The sequence below is a fragment of the Labedaea rhizosphaerae genome (genome assembly GCF_004362825.1).
GTDB classification, from domain to species: domain Bacteria; phylum Actinomycetota; class Actinomycetes; order Mycobacteriales; family Pseudonocardiaceae; genus Labedaea; species Labedaea rhizosphaerae.
Map to the genome: position 1 here is coordinate 225,862 of NZ_SNXZ01000003.1, position 17,242 is coordinate 243,103.

The window sequence follows — 17,242 nt, forward strand, 5'->3', positions numbered from 1 at the left end:
TTGAGAGGCGCCGACCGGCAACGGGAACTCCACCAAAGCCCGCTCAACGGACGCTGGAGGTGCCTTGGACGGATTGAGCGCTCAGACCGGGATGACCGTCGGCACGATCATGGGACGGCGGCGGTAGGTCGCCGCGACCCACCGGCCCACGACCCGGCGCACGGACTGCGCGATCCGGTGCGTGTCGGTGATCCCCTCGGCCTCCGTGCGGGAAAGTTCCATCTCCACCAAGGAAACCACGTCGTCCAGCGCCTTCGGGTCGTCGGAGAAACCGCGCCCGGACACGGCCGGCACGGACACCGCGCGCCCGGACTGCGAGTCCACGGCGACGGTGATCGCGATGAACCCACCCTCACCGAGCACCAGCCGGTCGGACAGGGTCGACTCGCCCACGTCGCCGACCGAAAGCCCGTCGACGTACACGTGCCCGACCTCGACCCGCCCGGAGATGCTTGCCTTGCCGTCCACCAGGTCCACGACGACGCCGTCCTCGGCGATCACCACGTGGTCGGCCGGAACCCCGGTCTGCACGGCCAAAGCGGCGTTCGCCCGCAGGTGCCGCCACTCGCCGTGCACCGGCATGACGTTGCTCGGCCGCACGGCGTTGTAGAGGAAGAGCAGCTCGCCCGCGGGCGCGTGCCCGGACACGTGCACCTTCGCGTTCCCTTGGTGCACAACGGCCGCACCCAGCCGCACGAGCCCGTTCACCACACCCCAGACCGCGGTTTCGTTGCCGGGGATGAGCGAACTGGCCAGCACCACGGTGTCGCCCTCGCGGATGCTGATCTGCCGGTGTTCGCCACGCGCCATCCGCGACAAGGCCGACAGCGGCTCGCCTTGCGACCCCGTCGACACGAAGAGCACTTCGCGCTCGGGCAGGTTCATGGCCTCGTCGAGGTCGACGAACAAGCCCTCGGGCACCTCGAGCAGCCCCAGCTCGGCGGCCACGCCCATGTTGCGCACCATCGACCGGCCGACCAGCGCGACCCGGCGGCCGTTGCGCTTGGCCACGTCGAGCACCTGCTGCACGCGGTGCACGTGGCTGGCGAAGCACGCGACGATCACGCGTTGCGTCGCGGCGCCGATCACCCGGTCCAGCACCGGCCCGATTTCCCGTTCGGGCACGACGAACCCGGGCACCTCGGCGTTGGTCGAGTCCACGAGGAACAGGTCGACGCCCTCGTCGCCGAGCCGGGAGAAGCCCGCGAGGTCGGTCAGCCGGCCGTCCAGCGGCAGCTGGTCGAGCTTGATGTCACCGGTGTGCAGCACGAGGCCGGCGCCGGTGCGGATGGCCACGGCGAGCGCGTCCGGGATGGAGTGGTTGACCGCGAAGAACTCGCAGTCGAACGGCCCGAACGTGCGCCGCTCACCCTCCACGACCTGCACCAGCGTCGGGTTCAGCCGGTGCTCACGGCACTTGGCGGCCAGCAGCGCGAGGGTGAACCGCGAGCCGACCACGGGCAGGTCCGGGCGCTGGCGCAGCAGGAACGGCACCGCGCCGATGTGGTCCTCGTGGCCGTGGGTCAGCACGAGCGCGTCGACCTCGTCGAGCCGGGACTCGATCGCCCGGAAGTCGGGCAGGATCAGGTCGACGCCGGGCTGCTGGTCCTCGGGGAAGAGCACCCCGCAGTCGACGATCAGCAGCCGGTCGTCGTGCTCGAAGACGGTCATGTTGCGGCCGACCTCACCCACTCCGCCGAGCGCGACCACACGCATGCCGCCTTCGGGCAGAGCGGGAGGCCGCGAGCGGGAGGGCTGCGCGGCGATGGGGGAATCGGTCACTGATGCACCTGTCCAGCACTGGTGTGGGTGGTCGGGTAAACGTAGGCGGCGGCCGCGTCGGCGTGCGCCACCCGGGCGGTGGCCACGTGCGACGCGGGCACGGTCGCGAGCGGGACGCCGGCTTCGGCGAGGTCGCCGGCGATGGCGGTCACCTGTTCGGCGGTGGCGGGCGGCAGCGGCAGCCTCGGGTCGCCGCAGTCGTGGCCACGCAACCGGAGCGCGGTCTTGGAGAACACCACGCCGCCGACCCGGCCGAACGCCCGCAGCACCGGCAGGAGTCCATTGTGGATCGTGCGGGCGGTGGTGACGTCGCCGCGCTCGTAGTTGTCGAGCATGCTGCGCAGCCGGCCGGCCACCACGTGGCCGATCACGCTGACGTAGCCGACGGCGCCGATGGACAGCCACGGCAGGTTCAGCCCGTCGTCGCCGGAGTAGTAGGCGAGGTCGGTGCTGGCGATCACCTGGCTGCCCGCGATCAGGTCGCCCTTGGCGTCCTTGACCGCGACGATGCGCGGGTGCTCGGCCAGCCGGCGCAGGGTGTCCACCTCGATCGGCACCACCGAGCGCGGCGGGATGTCGTAGAGCATCATCGGCAGCCCGGTCGCGTCGGCGACCGCGGTGAAGTGTGCGAGCAGCCCCGCCTGCGGCGGGCGCGAGTAGTACGGGGTGACCACGAGCAGCCCGTGCGCGCCCGCTTCCTCGGCCTGCTTGGCCAGCTGCACGGTGTGCGCGGTGTCGTAGGTGCCGACCGAGCCGATCACGGTCACGCCCTCGCCGACGGCCTCGCGCACGGCACGGATCAGGTCGGCCTTCTCCGCGTCGGTGGTGGTCGGCGACTCCCCGGTGGTCCCGTTGACCACCAGGCCGTCGTTGCCCAGCTCGACCAGGTGGGTGGCCAGTTCCTGGGCGCGGTCCAGGTCCAGTGCGCCCTCGGCGTCGAACGGCGTGACCATGGCGGTGAGCACGCGGCCGAACGGACGTCCCGGCGCGGCGGTAGGCGGAACGGTCATACGCTGACGCTACCTCGTGCGGTACCTGCGTGAATCGCCCGGTTCGCCGCCGCAGCGCCGATGGCGTGTCCCCCGTTCAAACCGGGTGTGTCCCCCGCTCAGGTCGGGTGTGTCCCACACTCGGAGCAGGTGAGTTCCACATTCGCCCCGTCTGGAGCGGGGGACACACCCGACGCGAACGTGGGACACACCCGACGCGAACGTGGGACACACCCCGCGCGAGTGTGGGACACGCCCGGGGTCGGGCAAGGTCAGATGCCGCGCTTGAGGCCCTGCACGCGGGCGATCGCGGCCTGGTCGCCCTCGAAGTCGAGCTTCGCCTCGTCGCGGCCGAAGGCGAACATGACCAGCTCCCCTGGTTCGCCGGTGACCGTCACCGTGTCGGGACCCCGCTTGGCGGCGATCTCCTCGCCGGACGGGCGGTGCAACGCGATGCCGACCGGGCTGGACCGGAACGACAGCTTGGCCATCCGCGACAGGACGCGCCACAGCGTGTCGTCGCGGGCCGGGTCCGGCTCGCGCGGCGTCCAGCCGGGCGCGCCGCGGCGGACGTCCTCGTGGTGTACGAAGAACTCCGCGCCGTTGACGAGCTCGTCGACCGCGCCGATCGAGGTCGGCGAGAGCCGCGGCGGACCCGTGCGCACGAGCTCCACCAGCTGCGGAAACGGCTTGGCCGCGTACTCGCGCAGCACCCGCTCGGTGTAGCCGGCCAGCGGCTTGACCACGATGCCCACCGCCGTGTCCGGCCGGCGTTCGCGGATCACCAGGTGCGCCGCCAGGTCCTTGGTGCGCCAGCCTTCGCACAACGTCGGGGCGTCCGGCCCGACCTCGGTGAACAGGTCGGCCAAGCGGGCGCGTTCGTCCCTCGCGAGTCCCATGGCACCAACCCTACCGAGGGTCAGTTCCCGGCGACCGACTCGCTCAGCTGCTTCCCGTCGGCGGGCAGGGCCAGGCAGTACGCCACCCGGTAGCGGTTCTCCTTGCCGCTCTCCTGCTGCTGGGTCCACCCCTGTTCGGTGGGGACGACCGCCCGGTAGTGCAGCGTCGCCTGGGCCTGGACGGGCACCCACGACTGGACGAACATCGCGCAGCGCGCGGTCGCGGCCGCGGCCAGCTGGTCGGCGCCCGGGAACCGCATGTCCGGGTCCTGGCTGCTCGGGTACGGCCGGGGGTAGATCTCCCAGGCGTTGAGCACCTCGAAGTCGTGTGGCTTGTCGCAGTCGGTCTGGCCGCTCTCGCTGGTCAGCGAGCGGCCCGCGGTGAGGTCGCCGACGCCGCAGTTGCCGTCGCCGATGTCGAACTCGGCGAGCGTGCCGCCCGGGCCGTAGGTCACCGCGGGCTCCTGCCCCGTCGGTGTGGCCGGCCCGGCCGACGAGGTGAACAGATCACGCCCGAAATAGCCGCCGACGAGGCCGAGCAGCAAAGCGACCACGACCAGGACCGGGGCGAGCCAGCCACGCTTGCGCGTGGCGCTCGGCCTGGTCGTGCCCGGGTTCGGCGCCTGGTACATCGCGGTGCCGTTGCCCGGGTAGCCCATGCCGCTGACCGGCGTCGTGAGGTCGGAGTTGGCGAACCCGGCGCTCGCCTGCTGGAAGAGCACGCGGGCCTGAGCGGCGGTCAGCCGGCCCTGCGGCGAGCCGACCATGAGCCCGTTGATGGCCGCGGCCAGGGCGCCGCCGACCTTGGTCAGGTACGGCACCTCGTTGAGCACGGCGTGCATGGTGGCCGCGGTGGTCTGGCGCTCGAAGGGCGTGTAGCCCTCGACGGCGTAGAACAGCACGGCGCCCAGCGCCCACAGGTCCGAGGACGCCGTGGCTTCCTCGCCGCGGATGCGTTCGGGCGCCATGTAGGTCGGGCTGCCGATGAGGATGCCGGTGGTGGTGAGCTTCGGGTCGTCCATCGTCTGCGCGATGCCGAAGTCGGTGAGCTTCACGTGCCCGTTGCGCAGCAACATGATGTTGGCCGGCTTGACGTCGCGGTGCACCACCCCGGCGGTGTGCGCGGCCTCCAGCGCCGAGAGCAGCTGCGTGGCCACCCGCAGCACCTGGTCGGGCGCCAACGCCCCCTGCTGGCGCACGACGTCGGAGAGCGTCGGCGCCTCCAGCAGCTCCATCACGATGAAGGTGCCGCCGTTTTCCTGCACGACGTCGTAGACGGTGACGATGCCCGGGTCGTTGAGCCGGCCCGCCGTGCGGGCCTCGCGCAGCACGCGCTGCTCGACCACCGAGCGCTCCTCGGCCGGCACGCCGTCGGGCAGGTGCAGTTCCTTGACCGCGACCTTGCGGCCGATCATCTGGTCCTCGGCGAGCCACACCACGCCCATGCCGCCACGGCCGATCTCGCGCTGCACCGCGTAGCGGTTCGCGATCACCCGGACCTGCTGTCCTGCGGCCTGCTCCTGCTGTTCTTGCGTCACCGGTGCACCTCCCTCGCGCGCGCACCCTAGTCGGACCGGCATCGCCGCGTGAGGGTTCCCCCGTTACGCCTCGTGGACGTCGTGGCCGGCCTCGCGCAGGGCCGCGGTGGCCCGCTCCAAGTCGGACTCCTTCACCAGGACGTGGTCGGTGTCGTAGGTGGACAACGCGAACATCGACACGCCCGCACCGGCCAGCGCGCCCGAGAGCGCGGCCATGATCCCGGTCAGCGTGAACTCCAGCGGCCCGCGCGCGGTGAGCACCCGCCAGCCGGCCTCGGACTGCTCGGCGGGCGGCAGGTCGGCCTCGCGGCACACCACCGACAGCTCCTCCTCGGTGCGGCTGACCGAGACGAGGCCGGACGCGTCGAGCAGGCCGGGCGGCACCGGGGTGTCCGCGGGATAGCGGCCGACGGCGTACCGGTCGGGCCGCACGTCGATGACGAGTCGCTTCATCCCTCGGTGACCAGGGGGCTCGCCGCTACCTCGGTGCCGTCGGGCAGCGTGGAGATGGTGAAGTCGTCGAAGGCGTTGGCGGCCGCTTTGTGCAGCTGCCGCAGGCATTCCACGGCCAGCGCGCGGATCTCGACGTCGGCGTGCTCACTCGCGCGCATGGCGATGAAGTGCCGCCACGCCCGGTAGTTGCCGGTGACCACGATCCGGGTCTCGGTGGCGTTGGGGAGCACGGCACGGGCCGCCTGGCGCGCCTGCTTGCGGCGCAGCGTCGCGTTCGGCACGTCGGCGAAGCGCTCCTCGAGCCCGGCGAGCAGGTCGGTGTAGGCGGCGACGCTGGCCTCGGCGGCGGCCAGGAACTTGGCGTGCAGCTCCGGGTCCTGCGCGATCACGTCCGGCTCGACCATCGCGGCGTTCTTCTCCGGCACGTAGCGCTGGGACAGCTGCGAGTACGAGAAGTGGCGGTGGCGGATCAGCTCGTGGGTCAGCGACCGGGAGATGCCCGTGATGTAGAAGGTGACGCTGCCGTGCTCGAGCACGGAGAGGTGCCCGACCTCGAGGATGTGGCGCAGGTAGCCGGCGTTGGTCGCGGTGGCCGGGTTCGGCTTCTTCCACGACTGGTAGCACGCGCGGCCCGCGAACTCGGCCAGCGCCTCGCCGCCCTCGGCGTCGGTGGACCAGGGCACGTCCTCCGGCGGGAAGAACTCCGTCTTGGCGATGAGCTGCACCTTCGGCGACACCGTCTCGGCCACGGCACGTCCCCTTTCTGCTGGTTGGCGTGCTGGTCGCAGCCTAACCGGCAGCCGCCGAGCTCCCAGCTCGACATCCCGTGACATCATCCGTGACACCACTTTTCCTTGCGTGACATCACCGGTGATGTCATAGTGGCGTCATGGATCTCACGCCGTACATCGCCTCGCTTCGCGAGGACCTGACGACCACCGCGTCGGCCGGGGACGAGAGCACCCGGCGCAGCGCCGCGGTGCTGGCCGCAGCGCTGGAACCAGCGGTGCGGCTCACCTTGATGACCGCGCTGTCCGACCTCGCCGCCGAGGTCACCGCCGCCCTGGAGGACCAGGTCGTGGAGGTGCGCCTGAACGGCCGGGAGGTGCAGGTGGTCGTCACCGACACCAGCCGGCCCCACAGCGAGGAGCAGTCGACACCGCCGCCACCGCCCCCGCCGCCGACCGGCGAGGGCAGCGAGAACATCAGCCGGATGACCGTGCGGCTGTTCGAGGAGCTCAAGGGCCGGGCCGAGCAGGCGGCGCAGGCGCAGGGCGTCTCGCTGAACACGTTCGTGCAGCAGGCGTTGCAGGGGGCCGTGCACAACCACCCGAAGTTCCGCGCGTGGACCGAGGGCCAGGGCTGGTCCACCGACACCGAGTCGGGTGGGCGCAAGCAGGACAAGGGCGGCGAAGGCCGCCTGCGTGGCTGGGTCACGGGCTGAGGGGGCGCGACGATGACCGAGGAGCAGGAGAACGTGACCGAGAACGCCGCTGGAGACGACACCGGAGACGCCGGCGAGGTGCAAGGGCCGCCGGTGCGCGTGGAGAACTTCACCGTGGACGGCCCGATCGACCTCGATGTGAGCGTCGGCGCGGGCAAGGTCTCGGTGCAGCTGACCAACGAGCCGGGCGCGAGCGTCGAGGTCCGGCACGACCCGGGTGAGCAGAGCCCGTGGGCGCAGGGCCTGTCGAGCCTGATGAACTGGGTCAACGACCAGTTCACCGAGGCGTCCGTGGAGACCTCGCCGACCGCCGCCGTGCACCAGACCCGCATCGACCTGACCGGCGGGCGACTGGTGGTCCGGACCCCGAAAGCGTTGCCACTGCGCGGGATCCCGCTCGCGGTGACCGTGCGGGCACCGGCCGGGTCGCACGTGACCGCGCGCAGCGGCACGGCCCCCGTGACGGTCACCGGCTCGGCCGGGCGGCTGGACGTGACGAGCGGGTCGGGCGACATCGCCGTCGACCGGGCCGACAGCAGCGCCGCCGTGTCGACGGGGTCCGGTTCCGTGCGGCTGGGCCCGATGCTGGGCGGCCTGCGGGCGCGCACCGGCAGTGGCGACATGGAGGTGTCGTCGCTCGCGGGGCCGACGTCACTGCACACCGGGTCCGGGGATGTGTGGCTGGGGGCCGTGGCCGGGGATGTCATGGCCCGCACCGGCAGCGGCGACCTGACGGTGGCCGACGCCGGCTCGGGGCGGATCGAGTTGATCACGGGGACCGGGGAGATCCGGGTCGGGATCCGCCAAGGGGTGACCGCGGAGGTCGATCTGACATCCGGCACCGGGAAGGCGACCAGTGAGCTGGAGGTGCAGCGGGACAAGCCATCTGGGGAGGTGGCGGTTCAGCTGCGCGGCCGGACCGGTGCGGGCATGGCGATCGTGACCGCCGCGGTGGAGTGAGGGGATAGGGGGTTCCTCCCACAGGGGGTGTGGGAGGAACCCTCCCCACCGGGCTGGCCGGCTTCGGTCTCTGGTCCGGGGATCTGTGGCGTGGGTTCGCTTGCCTGGCCTTGTCGACTGGCCGTTCGGTTGGGGGTTCGTGGCGATGAGTTGGCCGTGCCGGTGGGTGCGGGTGGCCTGCTGGATCGCGTGTCAGCCGCAGAGGGCCGAGAGCGCGGACGACAGGTCGCCCTTGTCACCGACGGCGACGCCGTCGAGTTCGAGCCAGTCGGCCATCAGCTTCAGCTCTTCGGACAGTTCCAGGGCCACGCGGGCGTGGTCGGTGCCCGGTTCGGCGAACGCGCCCGGCACCCGCAGCACCCCCGCGGCCCGGTCCGCCTTCACGTCCACGCGCGCGACCAGCTCCCCGTCCAGCAGGAACGGGAACACGTAGTAGCCGTGCACGCGCTTGGGCTCGGGCACGTAGATCTCGATGCGGTAGTGGAAGCCGAAGAGCCGCTCGGTGCGTTCGCGGAACCAGACCAGCGGGTCGAACGGGCACAGCAACGCCCTCCCCCGCACCGCCCTCGGCACGCGCGCCTCCGGGTGCACGTACGCGGGCAGGCGCCAGCCCCGCACGTGCACGGGTTCCAGCTCGCCCGCGTCCACCAGCTCCGCCAGGGCGGGCTTAGAACGCTCGGGCTTCAACCGGTAGTAGTCGCGCAGATCCGGCTCGGTGCCGATGCCGTGCGCCAGGGCGGAGCGGCGCACGAGTTCGCGCACCGCGGTTTCCGCGTCGGGCGCGGGCGCCGCGTAGATCTCCGGTGGCACAACGCGTTCGGGCAGGTCGTAGCGGCGCTCGAAGTTGACGCGCGCGCCGGTGGTGAGCACGCCGATCAGGAACAGCCACTCGCACACGACCTTGACCTGCGAGCGGTTCCACCAGCCGCCCTTGGGCTTGCCACGCCCGCCGCCGCTGCCACCGAGGACGTCCTCGAGCTTGCCCGCGCCGATCGGCCCGTACTCCTTGACCACCGACAGGATGTCCTCGACCAGCGCCGGGTTCGCGTCGGCGATGGCGGCCCAGTGCCCGCCCGAGCGCTCATAGTCCTGCATGCGCCAGCGCATCAACGGCCAGTCCTCGACCGGCAGCAACGCGGCCATGTGGGCCCAGTACTCCACGAGCAGCCGCGGCCGGCGCGTGGAGTGCGACCACGCCGCGTCGTCGACCAGCGCGCGGTCGTAGGCGCCGAGCCGGGAGAACACCGGCATGTAGTGCGCCCGGACCGCCACGTTCACCGAATCCAGCTGCAGCACCTGCACGCGGTCGAGCGTCTTGCGCAGGTGCCGGCGAGTGGGCGGCCCAGACGGCCGCTTGTCGGCGAAGCCCTGTGCGGCCAGCGCGATCCGCCGGGCCGTGGCCGGGGTCAGGGAGCGGGATTCGGTCACGCGAACACCTTGGCACAGGCCACCGACAATCCCGGACGCCCAGCACGTTAGGTTGCCGGACATGGCCCAGGCCGACGTCCGCGTCGCGGAACCCGCAGACGCCGCCGAGATCGCCCGCATCCAGCTCGACACGTGGCGCGCCGCGTACGCCGATCTCCTGCCGCCGGATGTGCTGGCCGGGCTCGACGCGTCGAATGCGGAGCAGAGCTGGCGCGCGGCGGTGGACGACGACGCGACCACCCTCTACGTCGCCACCGAGGGACCGTGGATCGTCGGGTTCTGCGTCGCGGGACCGGCCCCGGATGGCGAGATGGCCCTGGCCGACGGCTCGGTGCCCGAGGACGCGGCCACCGTCGGGATGATCGGCACCCTGATCGTGGAGCCGCGCTGGGGTAGGCGGGGGCACGGCGGCCGGTTGCTCGGCACGGCCGCGGACGGGCTGCGCAAAGCCGGGATGACCAGGGGGATCACCTGGGTTCCGGAGGCCGACGTGGTGTCCGGCGCGTTCTACCGGCGGGCGGGCTGGGCCCCCGACGGGACCCTGCGCACGCTGGACACCGGCGGCGGCACGATGCGTGAACTTCGGCTGACCGGGACCGTGGAGCTCACGGTGCGCTGAGGACGAGTTCGACCGAAGACGCAATGATCCGTCACCGGACTTCGATACCCTCGTGACGAAGTCGAGACCTTGGGAGAGCGGATCGGTGCTGGGTTGGTGCTGTCTGAGCGCGGGGATCGCGTTCGGCTCGGCACTGCTCCCGTTGCTCAGCGTCGAGATCTTCGTGCTGGGGCTCGTCACCCGCGAACCCGGTCTCCCGTGGCTGGCCATCGGCGTGGCCGTGGCGATCGGGCAACTCGCCGGGAAGCTGCCTTACTACCTGGCCGCACGCGGCTCGCTGCACCTGCCCGCGTTCCTGCACCGGCGCCCCAAGGACGAACCGGTGCTGACGCCGCGCCGGGAGCGGTGGCGCCGGCGGACCAAGCGGATGCGGTCGTGGGTCGAGGCCGTCACCGAGCGCTGCCACCGGCACCCGCACTGGATGTTCAGCACGTACGCGGTCAGCTCGGTGGTCGGGCTGCCGCCGTTCATGGCGACGTCGGTGCTGGCCGGGCTGGCCCGGATGTCGCTGGCCACGTTCCTGGCCACGGGCCTGATCGGGCGGTGCATCCGGTTCAGCATCCTGGCCGCGTCACCGGCGTTGATCAGCCACTGGGCGTTCTGACGAGACGGGCGGCCCGGGGTGGGCCGCCCGTCTCGACTCACGCGGCGACGGGTTCGTCCGCGGGTACCAGCACGGCCTTGATCTCGCCGTCGCCGGCGAGGGGTACCGCGAACACCGCCGTGCCGTGCTCGTCGCCGTTGCGGGCCGCGAAGGTGACGATCCGCCACGTCCCTTCGTCCCACCACTCGAGCACGTCGGAGCGGATCAACCCGACCGCGGAGCGGTACTCCGCGCTGCGGTACAGGATGTCCATGGTGGACTCCAGCGGGATGCCCGGAACGAACTTCCCGAGCGGGTGCGACAACCGCACCCGCAACCGCCGCAACGGAACCAGCCAGTAGCCGTCGAGCTCCGCGGAGAGCGCCGAGGCCAGCGCGAACCAGCCGGCCAGCAACCCGACCGTCGCAAGTGGACGGTCAGCGATCGCACCCAGCCAGTAGCCGGGTGCGCCGAGCGCGACGGCCGCGGTGACCAGCATCAGCGCCGCCCGCGCGAACGAACGCCACCGCACCGGGGCCACCTTCTCGCTTAGGCACCCGCACGACGAGTCCGGCGCCTTGAGCCGGGCGTAGCCGAGGTAACCCAGCAGCCCGGCGCACGCCGCCGTCGCCACCGCGGCCTCGACCACCGACGACGGGGGCAGCACCAGCAACGCGCCGAGCACCAGCTCACCGGCCCCGACCGCGCGGTAGGCACCCACCACGCGCTCGTCGCCGACCAGCTTGCGCAGGGCCGAGCGCCGGGCCACTTCCGGGGTGTTCTTGCCCAGCAGCTTCACGCGACTGGCCAGCAGCAGGAGCACACCGACCGGCAACGGCGCGAGCGCCGCGAGGGTCTGCAGCATTCCGACTCCTCAGGCCGCGGCCGCGTAGACGGTCGCTATGTCCACTTCGTTGGTGTCGGGCCGCCAGGCGCCGATGACCTGGGCGTGCTTGCCCACCTGCAGCATCGACAGGTCGCGGACGGCGGGCGTGCCGTTGTAGACCGCGGCCGTGGTGCCGGGCACGACGTGACCGACCAGCCGGTTGCCGTTGTGGTCCAGGTGCAGCACGTTCGTGCCCATCGAGACGATGTGCGCCTCGAGGTTCACGATGTTGAGCCACAACGCGTCCGCGGCGAGCACCCCGTCGGGCATCCGCACGCCGCGGGCGTAGAGGCCGTCGCCGACCTTCGCCTGGTCCATTGTGGTCGGACGCAGCTTCCACACCGACGTGGCCTTGGTCAGCTGGATGCGGTGGAACGAGCGGTCCGACGCGGTGACCATCAGCATGCTGCCGTTGATCGCCGTGATCCGGCCTTCGGCGAAGTTCGGGTCGATGCCGTTCTTGTCGAGCTTGGGCATCGGCGCCGCGACCGCTTCGGGTGCGAGGGATCCGAGTGCGGTGGCTCCGGCCACGACACCGGCCGAGCCGAGCACGGCCGAGGTCAGGAACCGGCGCCGGTCGAGGGGGTTGTTCATGATCGTCGCCTCCTTCAGCTGTGCACGGAGATGGGCATGATGCCGCTGGACAGGTTGCCGATCGCGCTGTACGCGGCCGGGGTCAGGTCGAGCAGCCGGTCGGTGGCGCAGTTGCCGCTGCAGCAGGACCGCTCGCCGCACCAGTAGTTCGTGTGCGGGCCGCAGTCGGCGATCCGCACGGCGATCTCGTTGGCACCGCAGAGGTTGCGGACGTAGAAGGTGTGCCCGCAACCCCAGCGCAGCAGGTTGTCGCCGCACTGGTCGGGCCTGGTGATGTTGAAGCAGGCGTCGGAGGTGTTGGGCCACGCACACATGTACGAGCCCGACTGGCAGTTGCCGCACGCGCCGCCACCGGCGCTGCCGCACGGACCCCAGCCGCCACCACAGCAGAACCAGCTGGTTTCCGCAGTGGTGGCCGACTGGACGGAATTCGTCTCATTGCCCACGGTGTCGCTCCCTTCGGGGCGCCACCGACGATGGCTTCTCGGGGCACGAGCGCATGCGGGCAAGGCCGATCCGCACCGCGGGGGATTCGGTGCGGGTCGTCCTCGGTTCTCCCCGGTGCCCTCGGGTCGCGGATCGTCGGTAGCAGGGGTTGGACTTTCACGCGATCAGACGGAGATTGGTAACGAACCGACAATCTCGCACGGTACTTGGCGCAGGTCACCATCGGCATCCAGCCGAACGGATCAACTTCACTGCCCCGAAGAGCGCAGTTCTCACTCGGATGCCGTAGCCACGAAGTGGCCGTTGCGCCAAGCGGGCGCAGGGGTGGGGCTAGCCCCACCTCGATCCGGGTCCTGACCCCGCTGTGCCGGGCGCTCACCGTCCGTAGCGTCGACACCGTGATCGCGACGGTGCTTCTGACGGTAGCGGTGGCGGCGGGGTCGGCCCTGCTGCCACTGGTCAGCGTCGAGGTGTTCGTGGTCGGGCTGATGGCCCTGCACCCGGCGCTGCCGGTGCTCGCGATCGGTGCGGCCGCCGGGATCGGCCAGCTGCTGGGCAAGGTGCCGTTCTTCCTGGCCGCGCGCGGCTCGATCCGGCTGCCCCGGCTGTTCCGCCGCGAGCGGCCGCTGTCGGCGCGCCGCCACCGGATGCAGTTGCTGCGCAAGCGCATCCGATCGGCCGTGGACGGGGTGCGGGAGCGGTGCCTGCAGCACCCGAAGTGGCTCTTCGGCAGCTACGCGGTCAGCTCGGTGACCGGGCTGCCGCCGCTGCTGGCCACCACCGTGCTGGCCGGGGCCGGCCGGATGCCGGTCGCCCTGTTCCTGACGACCGGCATCCTGGGGCGCACCATCCGGTTCACGCTGCTCGCGGCCGCCCCCGCCCTGCTCGCCGGCTGGTGGAGCTAGTGCCTAGCCACGGACCACGACCGGCGGCCCGTCGTAGATGACCACGCCCGCCGCGTCCTTGACCATGACCGACTTGACCGTCGACGGGACCTGCGCGGGGGCTTGGTCGGGATCCGTCGCGGGCAACACCACGGCCCACAGACCGTCGTGCACGACCGCCGGGTGAGCGGTGCCGTCGTTGGTCGTCACCGTCACCGCCTGGGCACCGGTCGGTGCGGTGCCGACCGCGAATTGGTGGAAGCCGTGCCCGACGGCGTAGGTGCTGCGGTCGAGCAACAGGTACCGGGGCTTCGTCGTCGCCGGGACCGGGGCCAGCGGGCTGAAGTCGAACTGCCCCTGCCGGCCCGCGTGCTCGGTGTGCACGCACAGCCCGAACTGGTCCTTGCTGGTGGCCAGCTCGGCGTACCACTGGCCGTCCTCGACGGACACACCCGGCTGCCACTGGTCGGCGTACGCCTTGGTCCAGCCCGTGTTGGCAAGGCAGTTGCCGAGCCGCTTGCCGTCGGCGGACGTGCGATCAGGCGCGGGCAGCGGCCGGTCCACGAGTTCGACCGCGGGGGCGGGCACCGGCGGGATCTTCTTGGGCACGTCGTACTCGACCCGGTTGTCACCCACGAACCGGGCGTTGGCTTCGAGGTCGCGTCGCGGTTCCACCTGGATGACCAACATGCCGTCCACGGCCGGGGCGCCGACTTCGTAACCCTGCCCGGTGCTGACCATCACGCCGGTCGCGTTCGGGTCGATCCCGACGGCGAGGATCCAGCCGTTGTCGTCGACGAGCGCGACCCGGGTCCGCGTACCCGGCACGACGGCGACCTTCGCGTTCGGGTCGGTCACCGTGACCGTGGCCTTGGTGGTCATGCAGAAGAACGTCTTGCCACCAGCGCGCAGGGCGGTGACGTTGGCGCTGGTGCTCGGCTGCCGTTGCACGGTCGTCCACGTCGACCGGGCCGGGAAGGCCCCCTGCTTCCCCTCGGCGACGACGGCCTTCCAGCAGCGGTCGAGCTCGTCGGCGGCTTCCGTCTTGGCGGTCGGGGTGGAACTGGCGGGCCCGGCCGGGAGTTGCTCGGCGCGGTTGTGCACTGTCAACGCCGTCACCACGCCGGCCACGGCGAGCACCGCGACCGCCGCGGCGACAGCCAGCGGCATCCGCAGGCCACGCCGGGTGGGCTCCGCCATCCCGCGGTGGACGGTGTCGGTGATGCGATCGCGGACGTCCGCGGGGACGTCGCGCTCATCGAAGTCGATCATGATTGCACCCCCAGGATGGTGCGCAGCCGGGATTTCGCCCGGGACAGACGGGAACGGATGCTCGCCTCGGCGCGGCCGAGCACGACCGACGCCTCGGCGGCGGTGAGCCCCGCGAGCAGGCACAACTCGACGGCCTCGCGCTCGGCGGCCGGCAGCCGCGGCAACGCCTCCCGCACCCGGCGGACCTGGCGGTCGTCGTCGATGCGGGCGCTCACCTCGTCGGCGTGGTCGCGCTCGTCGTCCGGCTCGGCCAGCAAGGGCAGCGCCTTGAGGAAACGCCGGCGGCCGCGGTGGTGGGTGCGAGCCATGTTGCGGGCCACGGTGTAGAGCCACGGCAACGCGCTGTCGTTGACGACGCGGAACTGGTCACGGCGGCGCCACGCGGTCAGGAACGTCGCCGAGGTCAGGTCCTCGGCTTCGCTCCACGACCCGGTCAGCCGGTGCGCGTAGTTCCAGATGGCCTTCATGTGCCGCTGGAACAGCACCTCGAACGCGGCCTGGTCGCCCGCGGCGATCCCCTGGCACAGCGCCGGGTCCGGATCGCTCGGCAACACGCCGCGGCGCCGCGCCGCGTTGGGAGTGGTCCTCACACCCTGCTCCTTGCCGCGGCGGCGCGGGTGTTGCATCGAGTTTCAGCCGAGCAGGTGGGCGTTGGTCCGCCGCACCCCGTCCGCCAGGTCGGGCAGCTCCACCACCGCGCACCCCGCCGCCCGCAGCAGGTTGGCGCCGGTGGCTTCGACGAACGTGGCCGGCTCGCGCATCGCGAACACGACGCGGCGGATCGGCGAGGCCAGGATCAGCTCCGCGCACGTGTGCGGCCGCGACGCCCGCCGGCCGCAGGGCTCGAGCGAGCTGTAGATCGTCGCACCCGCGAGGTCGGCGTCCACCTGCGCGAGCGCCGCTTCCTCGGCGTGGTCGAGCGAGTCGTGCTGGCGGGAGTAGCCGGTGGCCAGCACGGTGCCGTCGGGGGCGGCGATGATCGCGCCCACCGAGAACGCCGTCATCGACGGCGGGCACTGCTCGGCGAGGGCGACCGCCGCGGCCAGCAGTTCGCGGTCATCCACCGGAGCCGCCTTCGCTGCCGAGCAGGTAGCGCAGCACCGCCATGTCCCCCACCTTCGCCACGTCGACGAGTTGCATCCGTCCCTTTGGGAACGCGCCGGGCCCGACGAACCTGGGGGCGTTCGCGTCGCCGACGAACAGCGGCGCGACCGCCAGCTGGATCTCGTCGACGAGACCCGCCGTGAGCAACTGCGTGTGCAGCGTGCCGCCGCCCTCCACCATGAGCCGGCGCACGCCGCGCTCGAAGAGGTCGTCGAGCAGCCACGGCCAGTCCACGGGATCCCCGGCGGGCACGACCGTCGCCAGCTCGGCCAGCGCGGCGACCTTGGCGGGATCGGCGGCGTAGACGAGCTTTTCCGTGGCACCCAACGTGAAGAAGCGCGCGTCGGGGTCGAGGTCACCGCTCGCGGTGACCGTCACCTTCTTCGGGCCGCCCTTGGCGCCGACCACCAGGCGCGGGTTGTCGGCACGGATCGTCTGTGCGCCAACCATGATCGCGTCGACCGACGCCCGCAGGCGAGCCACGCGCGCCCAGTCGGCGTCGTCGGAGAGGACCAGCCGCTGGGGCGAGGCGTCATCGAGGTAGCCGTCCACGGAACAGGCGGCCGACAACAGGACGTAGGGACGGCTCAATCGTCGAGCAGGTTCTCGAGACCGACCACGAGTCCGTTGCGCTGCACCATTTTCCGCACACCGAGCAGCACCCCGGGCATGAACGAACACCGGTCGAGGGAGTCGTGGCGGATGGTGAGCGTCTCGCCGTCACCGCCGAAGAGGACCTCTTGGTGGGCGACGAGCCCGGACAGGCGTACCGAGTGCACGCGCACGTCGTCCATGGAGGCGCCGCGGGCACCGTCGGCCGCCGACGTCGTCGCGTCGGGGATCTCGCCGAGCCCCGCGTCCTTGCGCGCGGCGGCGATCATCCGCGCGGTGTGCGCGGCCGTGCCGGACGGCGCGTCGGCCTTGCGGTTGTGGTGCAGCTCGATGATCTCGACGGTCGGGTAGTACCGGGCCGCGAGCTGCGCGAAGCGCATGGTCAGCACGGCCCCGAGCGCGAAGTTCGGCGCGATCAGCACGCCCAGCTCCGGCTCGTCGCCGAGCCACTGCCGCACCTGGTCGATGCGGGCGGTGTCGAAGCCGCTGGTGCCGACCACGCACCGGACGCCGTTGGCCAGGCAGAACTCGAGGTTCGCCATCACGACGTCGGGGTGCGTGAAGTCGACGACGACCTCGGCGTGCGCGTCGACGACCTCGCCGATCTTGTCGCCGTCGTCCACCTTGGCCACGAGCACCATGTCGGGCGCGCAGTCGACGGCGCGGCACACCTCGTCGCCCATGCGGCCGCGGGCACCCAGCACGCCGACCCGGATCGGATCGTCAGCAGTTCGTGTCATCTCTGCCC

General features: G+C 71.7%; 20 protein-coding genes. 5 read left to right on the forward strand and 15 right to left on the reverse strand.

Features of this window, described 5'->3' with window-relative positions; genetic code table 11:
- Nucleotides 1-81 precede the first annotated feature (81 nt).
- The 6 genes from EV186_RS18015 to thyX all read right to left on the reverse strand — a co-directional run bounded on the left by EV186_RS18015 (nucleotide 82) and on the right by thyX (nucleotide 6,410).
- Nucleotides 82-1,716: a ribonuclease J gene (locus EV186_RS18015; RefSeq protein WP_133851323.1), complete on the reverse strand. Its 1,635-nt coding sequence runs from the start codon at nucleotides 1,714-1,716 to the stop codon at nucleotides 82-84.
- Nucleotides 1,717-1,778: 62 nt separating this feature from the next.
- The gene (dapA, locus tag EV186_RS18020; protein WP_133850494.1) at nucleotides 1,779-2,792 is read right to left on the reverse strand and encodes a 4-hydroxy-tetrahydrodipicolinate synthase; all 1,014 of its coding nucleotides are present in this window, start codon (nucleotides 2,790-2,792) and stop codon (nucleotides 1,779-1,781) included.
- Between the two features lie 251 nt (nucleotides 2,793-3,043).
- A complete protein-coding gene (locus EV186_RS18025) occupies nucleotides 3,044-3,670 on the reverse strand; it encodes a TIGR03085 family metal-binding protein (RefSeq protein ID WP_133850495.1) in 627 nt (208 codons plus the stop codon).
- Between the two features lie 20 nt (nucleotides 3,671-3,690).
- Nucleotides 3,691-5,208 carry a serine/threonine-protein kinase gene (locus EV186_RS18030; protein ID WP_243754121.1) on the reverse strand — a complete coding sequence of 506 codons (1,518 nt, stop codon included), beginning with the start codon at nucleotides 5,206-5,208 and terminating at the stop codon, nucleotides 3,691-3,693.
- Nucleotides 5,209-5,271: 63 nt separating this feature from the next.
- Nucleotides 5,272-5,661, reverse strand: a complete 390-nt coding sequence (locus tag EV186_RS18035; protein WP_133850497.1) for an ACT domain-containing protein — start codon at nucleotides 5,659-5,661, stop codon at nucleotides 5,272-5,274.
- The gene (thyX, locus tag EV186_RS18040; RefSeq protein ID WP_133850498.1) at nucleotides 5,658-6,410 is read right to left on the reverse strand and encodes an FAD-dependent thymidylate synthase; all 753 of its coding nucleotides are present in this window, start codon (nucleotides 6,408-6,410) and stop codon (nucleotides 5,658-5,660) included. The genes EV186_RS18035 and thyX overlap by 4 nt, the downstream gene beginning before the upstream one ends.
- A 140-nt stretch (nucleotides 6,411-6,550) precedes the next feature.
- On the opposite strand from thyX, the gene EV186_RS18045 reads away from it, so the two are divergent.
- Nucleotides 6,551-7,105, forward strand: coding sequence for a toxin-antitoxin system HicB family antitoxin (locus EV186_RS18045; RefSeq protein ID WP_133850499.1), 555 nt, complete (start codon nucleotides 6,551-6,553; stop codon nucleotides 7,103-7,105).
- Between the two features lie 12 nt (nucleotides 7,106-7,117).
- On the forward strand, nucleotides 7,118-8,065 hold the full coding sequence (locus EV186_RS18050) for a DUF4097 family beta strand repeat-containing protein (RefSeq protein WP_166659225.1): 948 nt from the start codon (nucleotides 7,118-7,120) through the stop codon (nucleotides 8,063-8,065).
- A 192-nt stretch (nucleotides 8,066-8,257) separates the two neighbouring features.
- Here the strand turns inward: EV186_RS18050 and EV186_RS18055 are convergent, their stop codons facing one another.
- Nucleotides 8,258-9,493 carry a winged helix-turn-helix domain-containing protein gene (locus tag EV186_RS18055; protein WP_243754122.1) on the reverse strand — a complete coding sequence of 412 codons (1,236 nt, stop codon included), beginning with the start codon at nucleotides 9,491-9,493 and terminating at the stop codon, nucleotides 8,258-8,260.
- 61 nt (nucleotides 9,494-9,554) lie between these two features.
- On the opposite strand from EV186_RS18055, the gene EV186_RS18060 reads away from it, so the two are divergent.
- Nucleotides 9,555-10,112 carry a GNAT family N-acetyltransferase gene (locus EV186_RS18060; RefSeq protein ID WP_133850501.1) on the forward strand — a complete coding sequence of 186 codons (558 nt, stop codon included), beginning with the start codon at nucleotides 9,555-9,557 and terminating at the stop codon, nucleotides 10,110-10,112.
- Between the two features lie 85 nt (nucleotides 10,113-10,197).
- A complete protein-coding gene (locus tag EV186_RS18065) occupies nucleotides 10,198-10,716 on the forward strand; it encodes a hypothetical protein (RefSeq protein WP_208115734.1) in 519 nt (172 codons plus the stop codon).
- Nucleotides 10,717-10,753: 37 nt separating this feature from the next.
- Here EV186_RS18065 and EV186_RS18070 read toward each other — a convergent pair whose 3' ends face one another.
- From EV186_RS18070 to EV186_RS18080, 3 genes are read right to left on the reverse strand one after another with little or no spacing between them, the layout of a single operon-like run.
- Complete coding sequence (locus tag EV186_RS18070) at nucleotides 10,754-11,560, reverse strand: MauE/DoxX family redox-associated membrane protein (RefSeq protein ID WP_208115671.1); 807 nt, start codon at nucleotides 11,558-11,560, stop codon at nucleotides 10,754-10,756.
- Nucleotides 11,561-11,569: 9 nt separating this feature from the next.
- Nucleotides 11,570-12,175 (reverse strand): cell wall protein, encoded by a 606-nt coding sequence (locus tag EV186_RS18075; protein WP_133850502.1) that lies wholly within the window; start codon nucleotides 12,173-12,175, stop codon nucleotides 11,570-11,572.
- A 14-nt stretch (nucleotides 12,176-12,189) separates the two neighbouring features.
- Complete coding sequence (locus EV186_RS18080; protein ID WP_133850503.1) at nucleotides 12,190-12,621, reverse strand: RlpA-like double-psi beta-barrel domain-containing protein; 432 nt, start codon at nucleotides 12,619-12,621, stop codon at nucleotides 12,190-12,192.
- A 399-nt stretch (nucleotides 12,622-13,020) separates the two neighbouring features.
- Here EV186_RS18080 and EV186_RS18085 point away from each other — a divergent pair, with 399 nt between their 5' ends.
- Nucleotides 13,021-13,527 (forward strand): hypothetical protein, encoded by a 507-nt coding sequence (locus EV186_RS18085; RefSeq protein WP_208115672.1) that lies wholly within the window; start codon nucleotides 13,021-13,023, stop codon nucleotides 13,525-13,527.
- A 3-nt stretch (nucleotides 13,528-13,530) separates the two neighbouring features.
- On the opposite strand, the gene EV186_RS18090 is transcribed toward EV186_RS18085, so the two are convergent.
- From EV186_RS18090 to dapB, 5 genes are read right to left on the reverse strand one after another with little or no spacing between them, the layout of a single operon-like run.
- Entirely contained in the window at nucleotides 13,531-14,778 is a 1,248-nt protein-coding gene (locus EV186_RS18090; RefSeq protein WP_133850504.1) for a hypothetical protein, read from the reverse strand.
- On the reverse strand, nucleotides 14,775-15,368 hold the full coding sequence (locus tag EV186_RS18095; protein ID WP_243754123.1) for an RNA polymerase sigma factor: 594 nt from the start codon (nucleotides 15,366-15,368) through the stop codon (nucleotides 14,775-14,777). Before EV186_RS18095 ends, EV186_RS18090 begins: the two co-directional genes overlap by 4 nt.
- Before the next feature lie 42 nt (nucleotides 15,369-15,410).
- Nucleotides 15,411-15,842: a cytidine/deoxycytidylate deaminase family protein gene (locus tag EV186_RS40020; protein ID WP_133850506.1), complete on the reverse strand. Its 432-nt coding sequence runs from the start codon at nucleotides 15,840-15,842 to the stop codon at nucleotides 15,411-15,413.
- Nucleotides 15,835-16,473, reverse strand: coding sequence for a RibD family protein (locus EV186_RS40025; RefSeq protein WP_133850507.1), 639 nt, complete (start codon nucleotides 16,471-16,473; stop codon nucleotides 15,835-15,837). The genes EV186_RS40020 and EV186_RS40025 overlap by 8 nt, the downstream gene beginning before the upstream one ends.
- Complete coding sequence (gene dapB / locus EV186_RS18110; protein ID WP_133850508.1) at nucleotides 16,470-17,234, reverse strand: 4-hydroxy-tetrahydrodipicolinate reductase; 765 nt, start codon at nucleotides 17,232-17,234, stop codon at nucleotides 16,470-16,472. The genes EV186_RS40025 and dapB overlap by 4 nt, the downstream gene beginning before the upstream one ends.
- Between the last annotated feature and the right edge of the window lie 8 nt (nucleotides 17,235-17,242).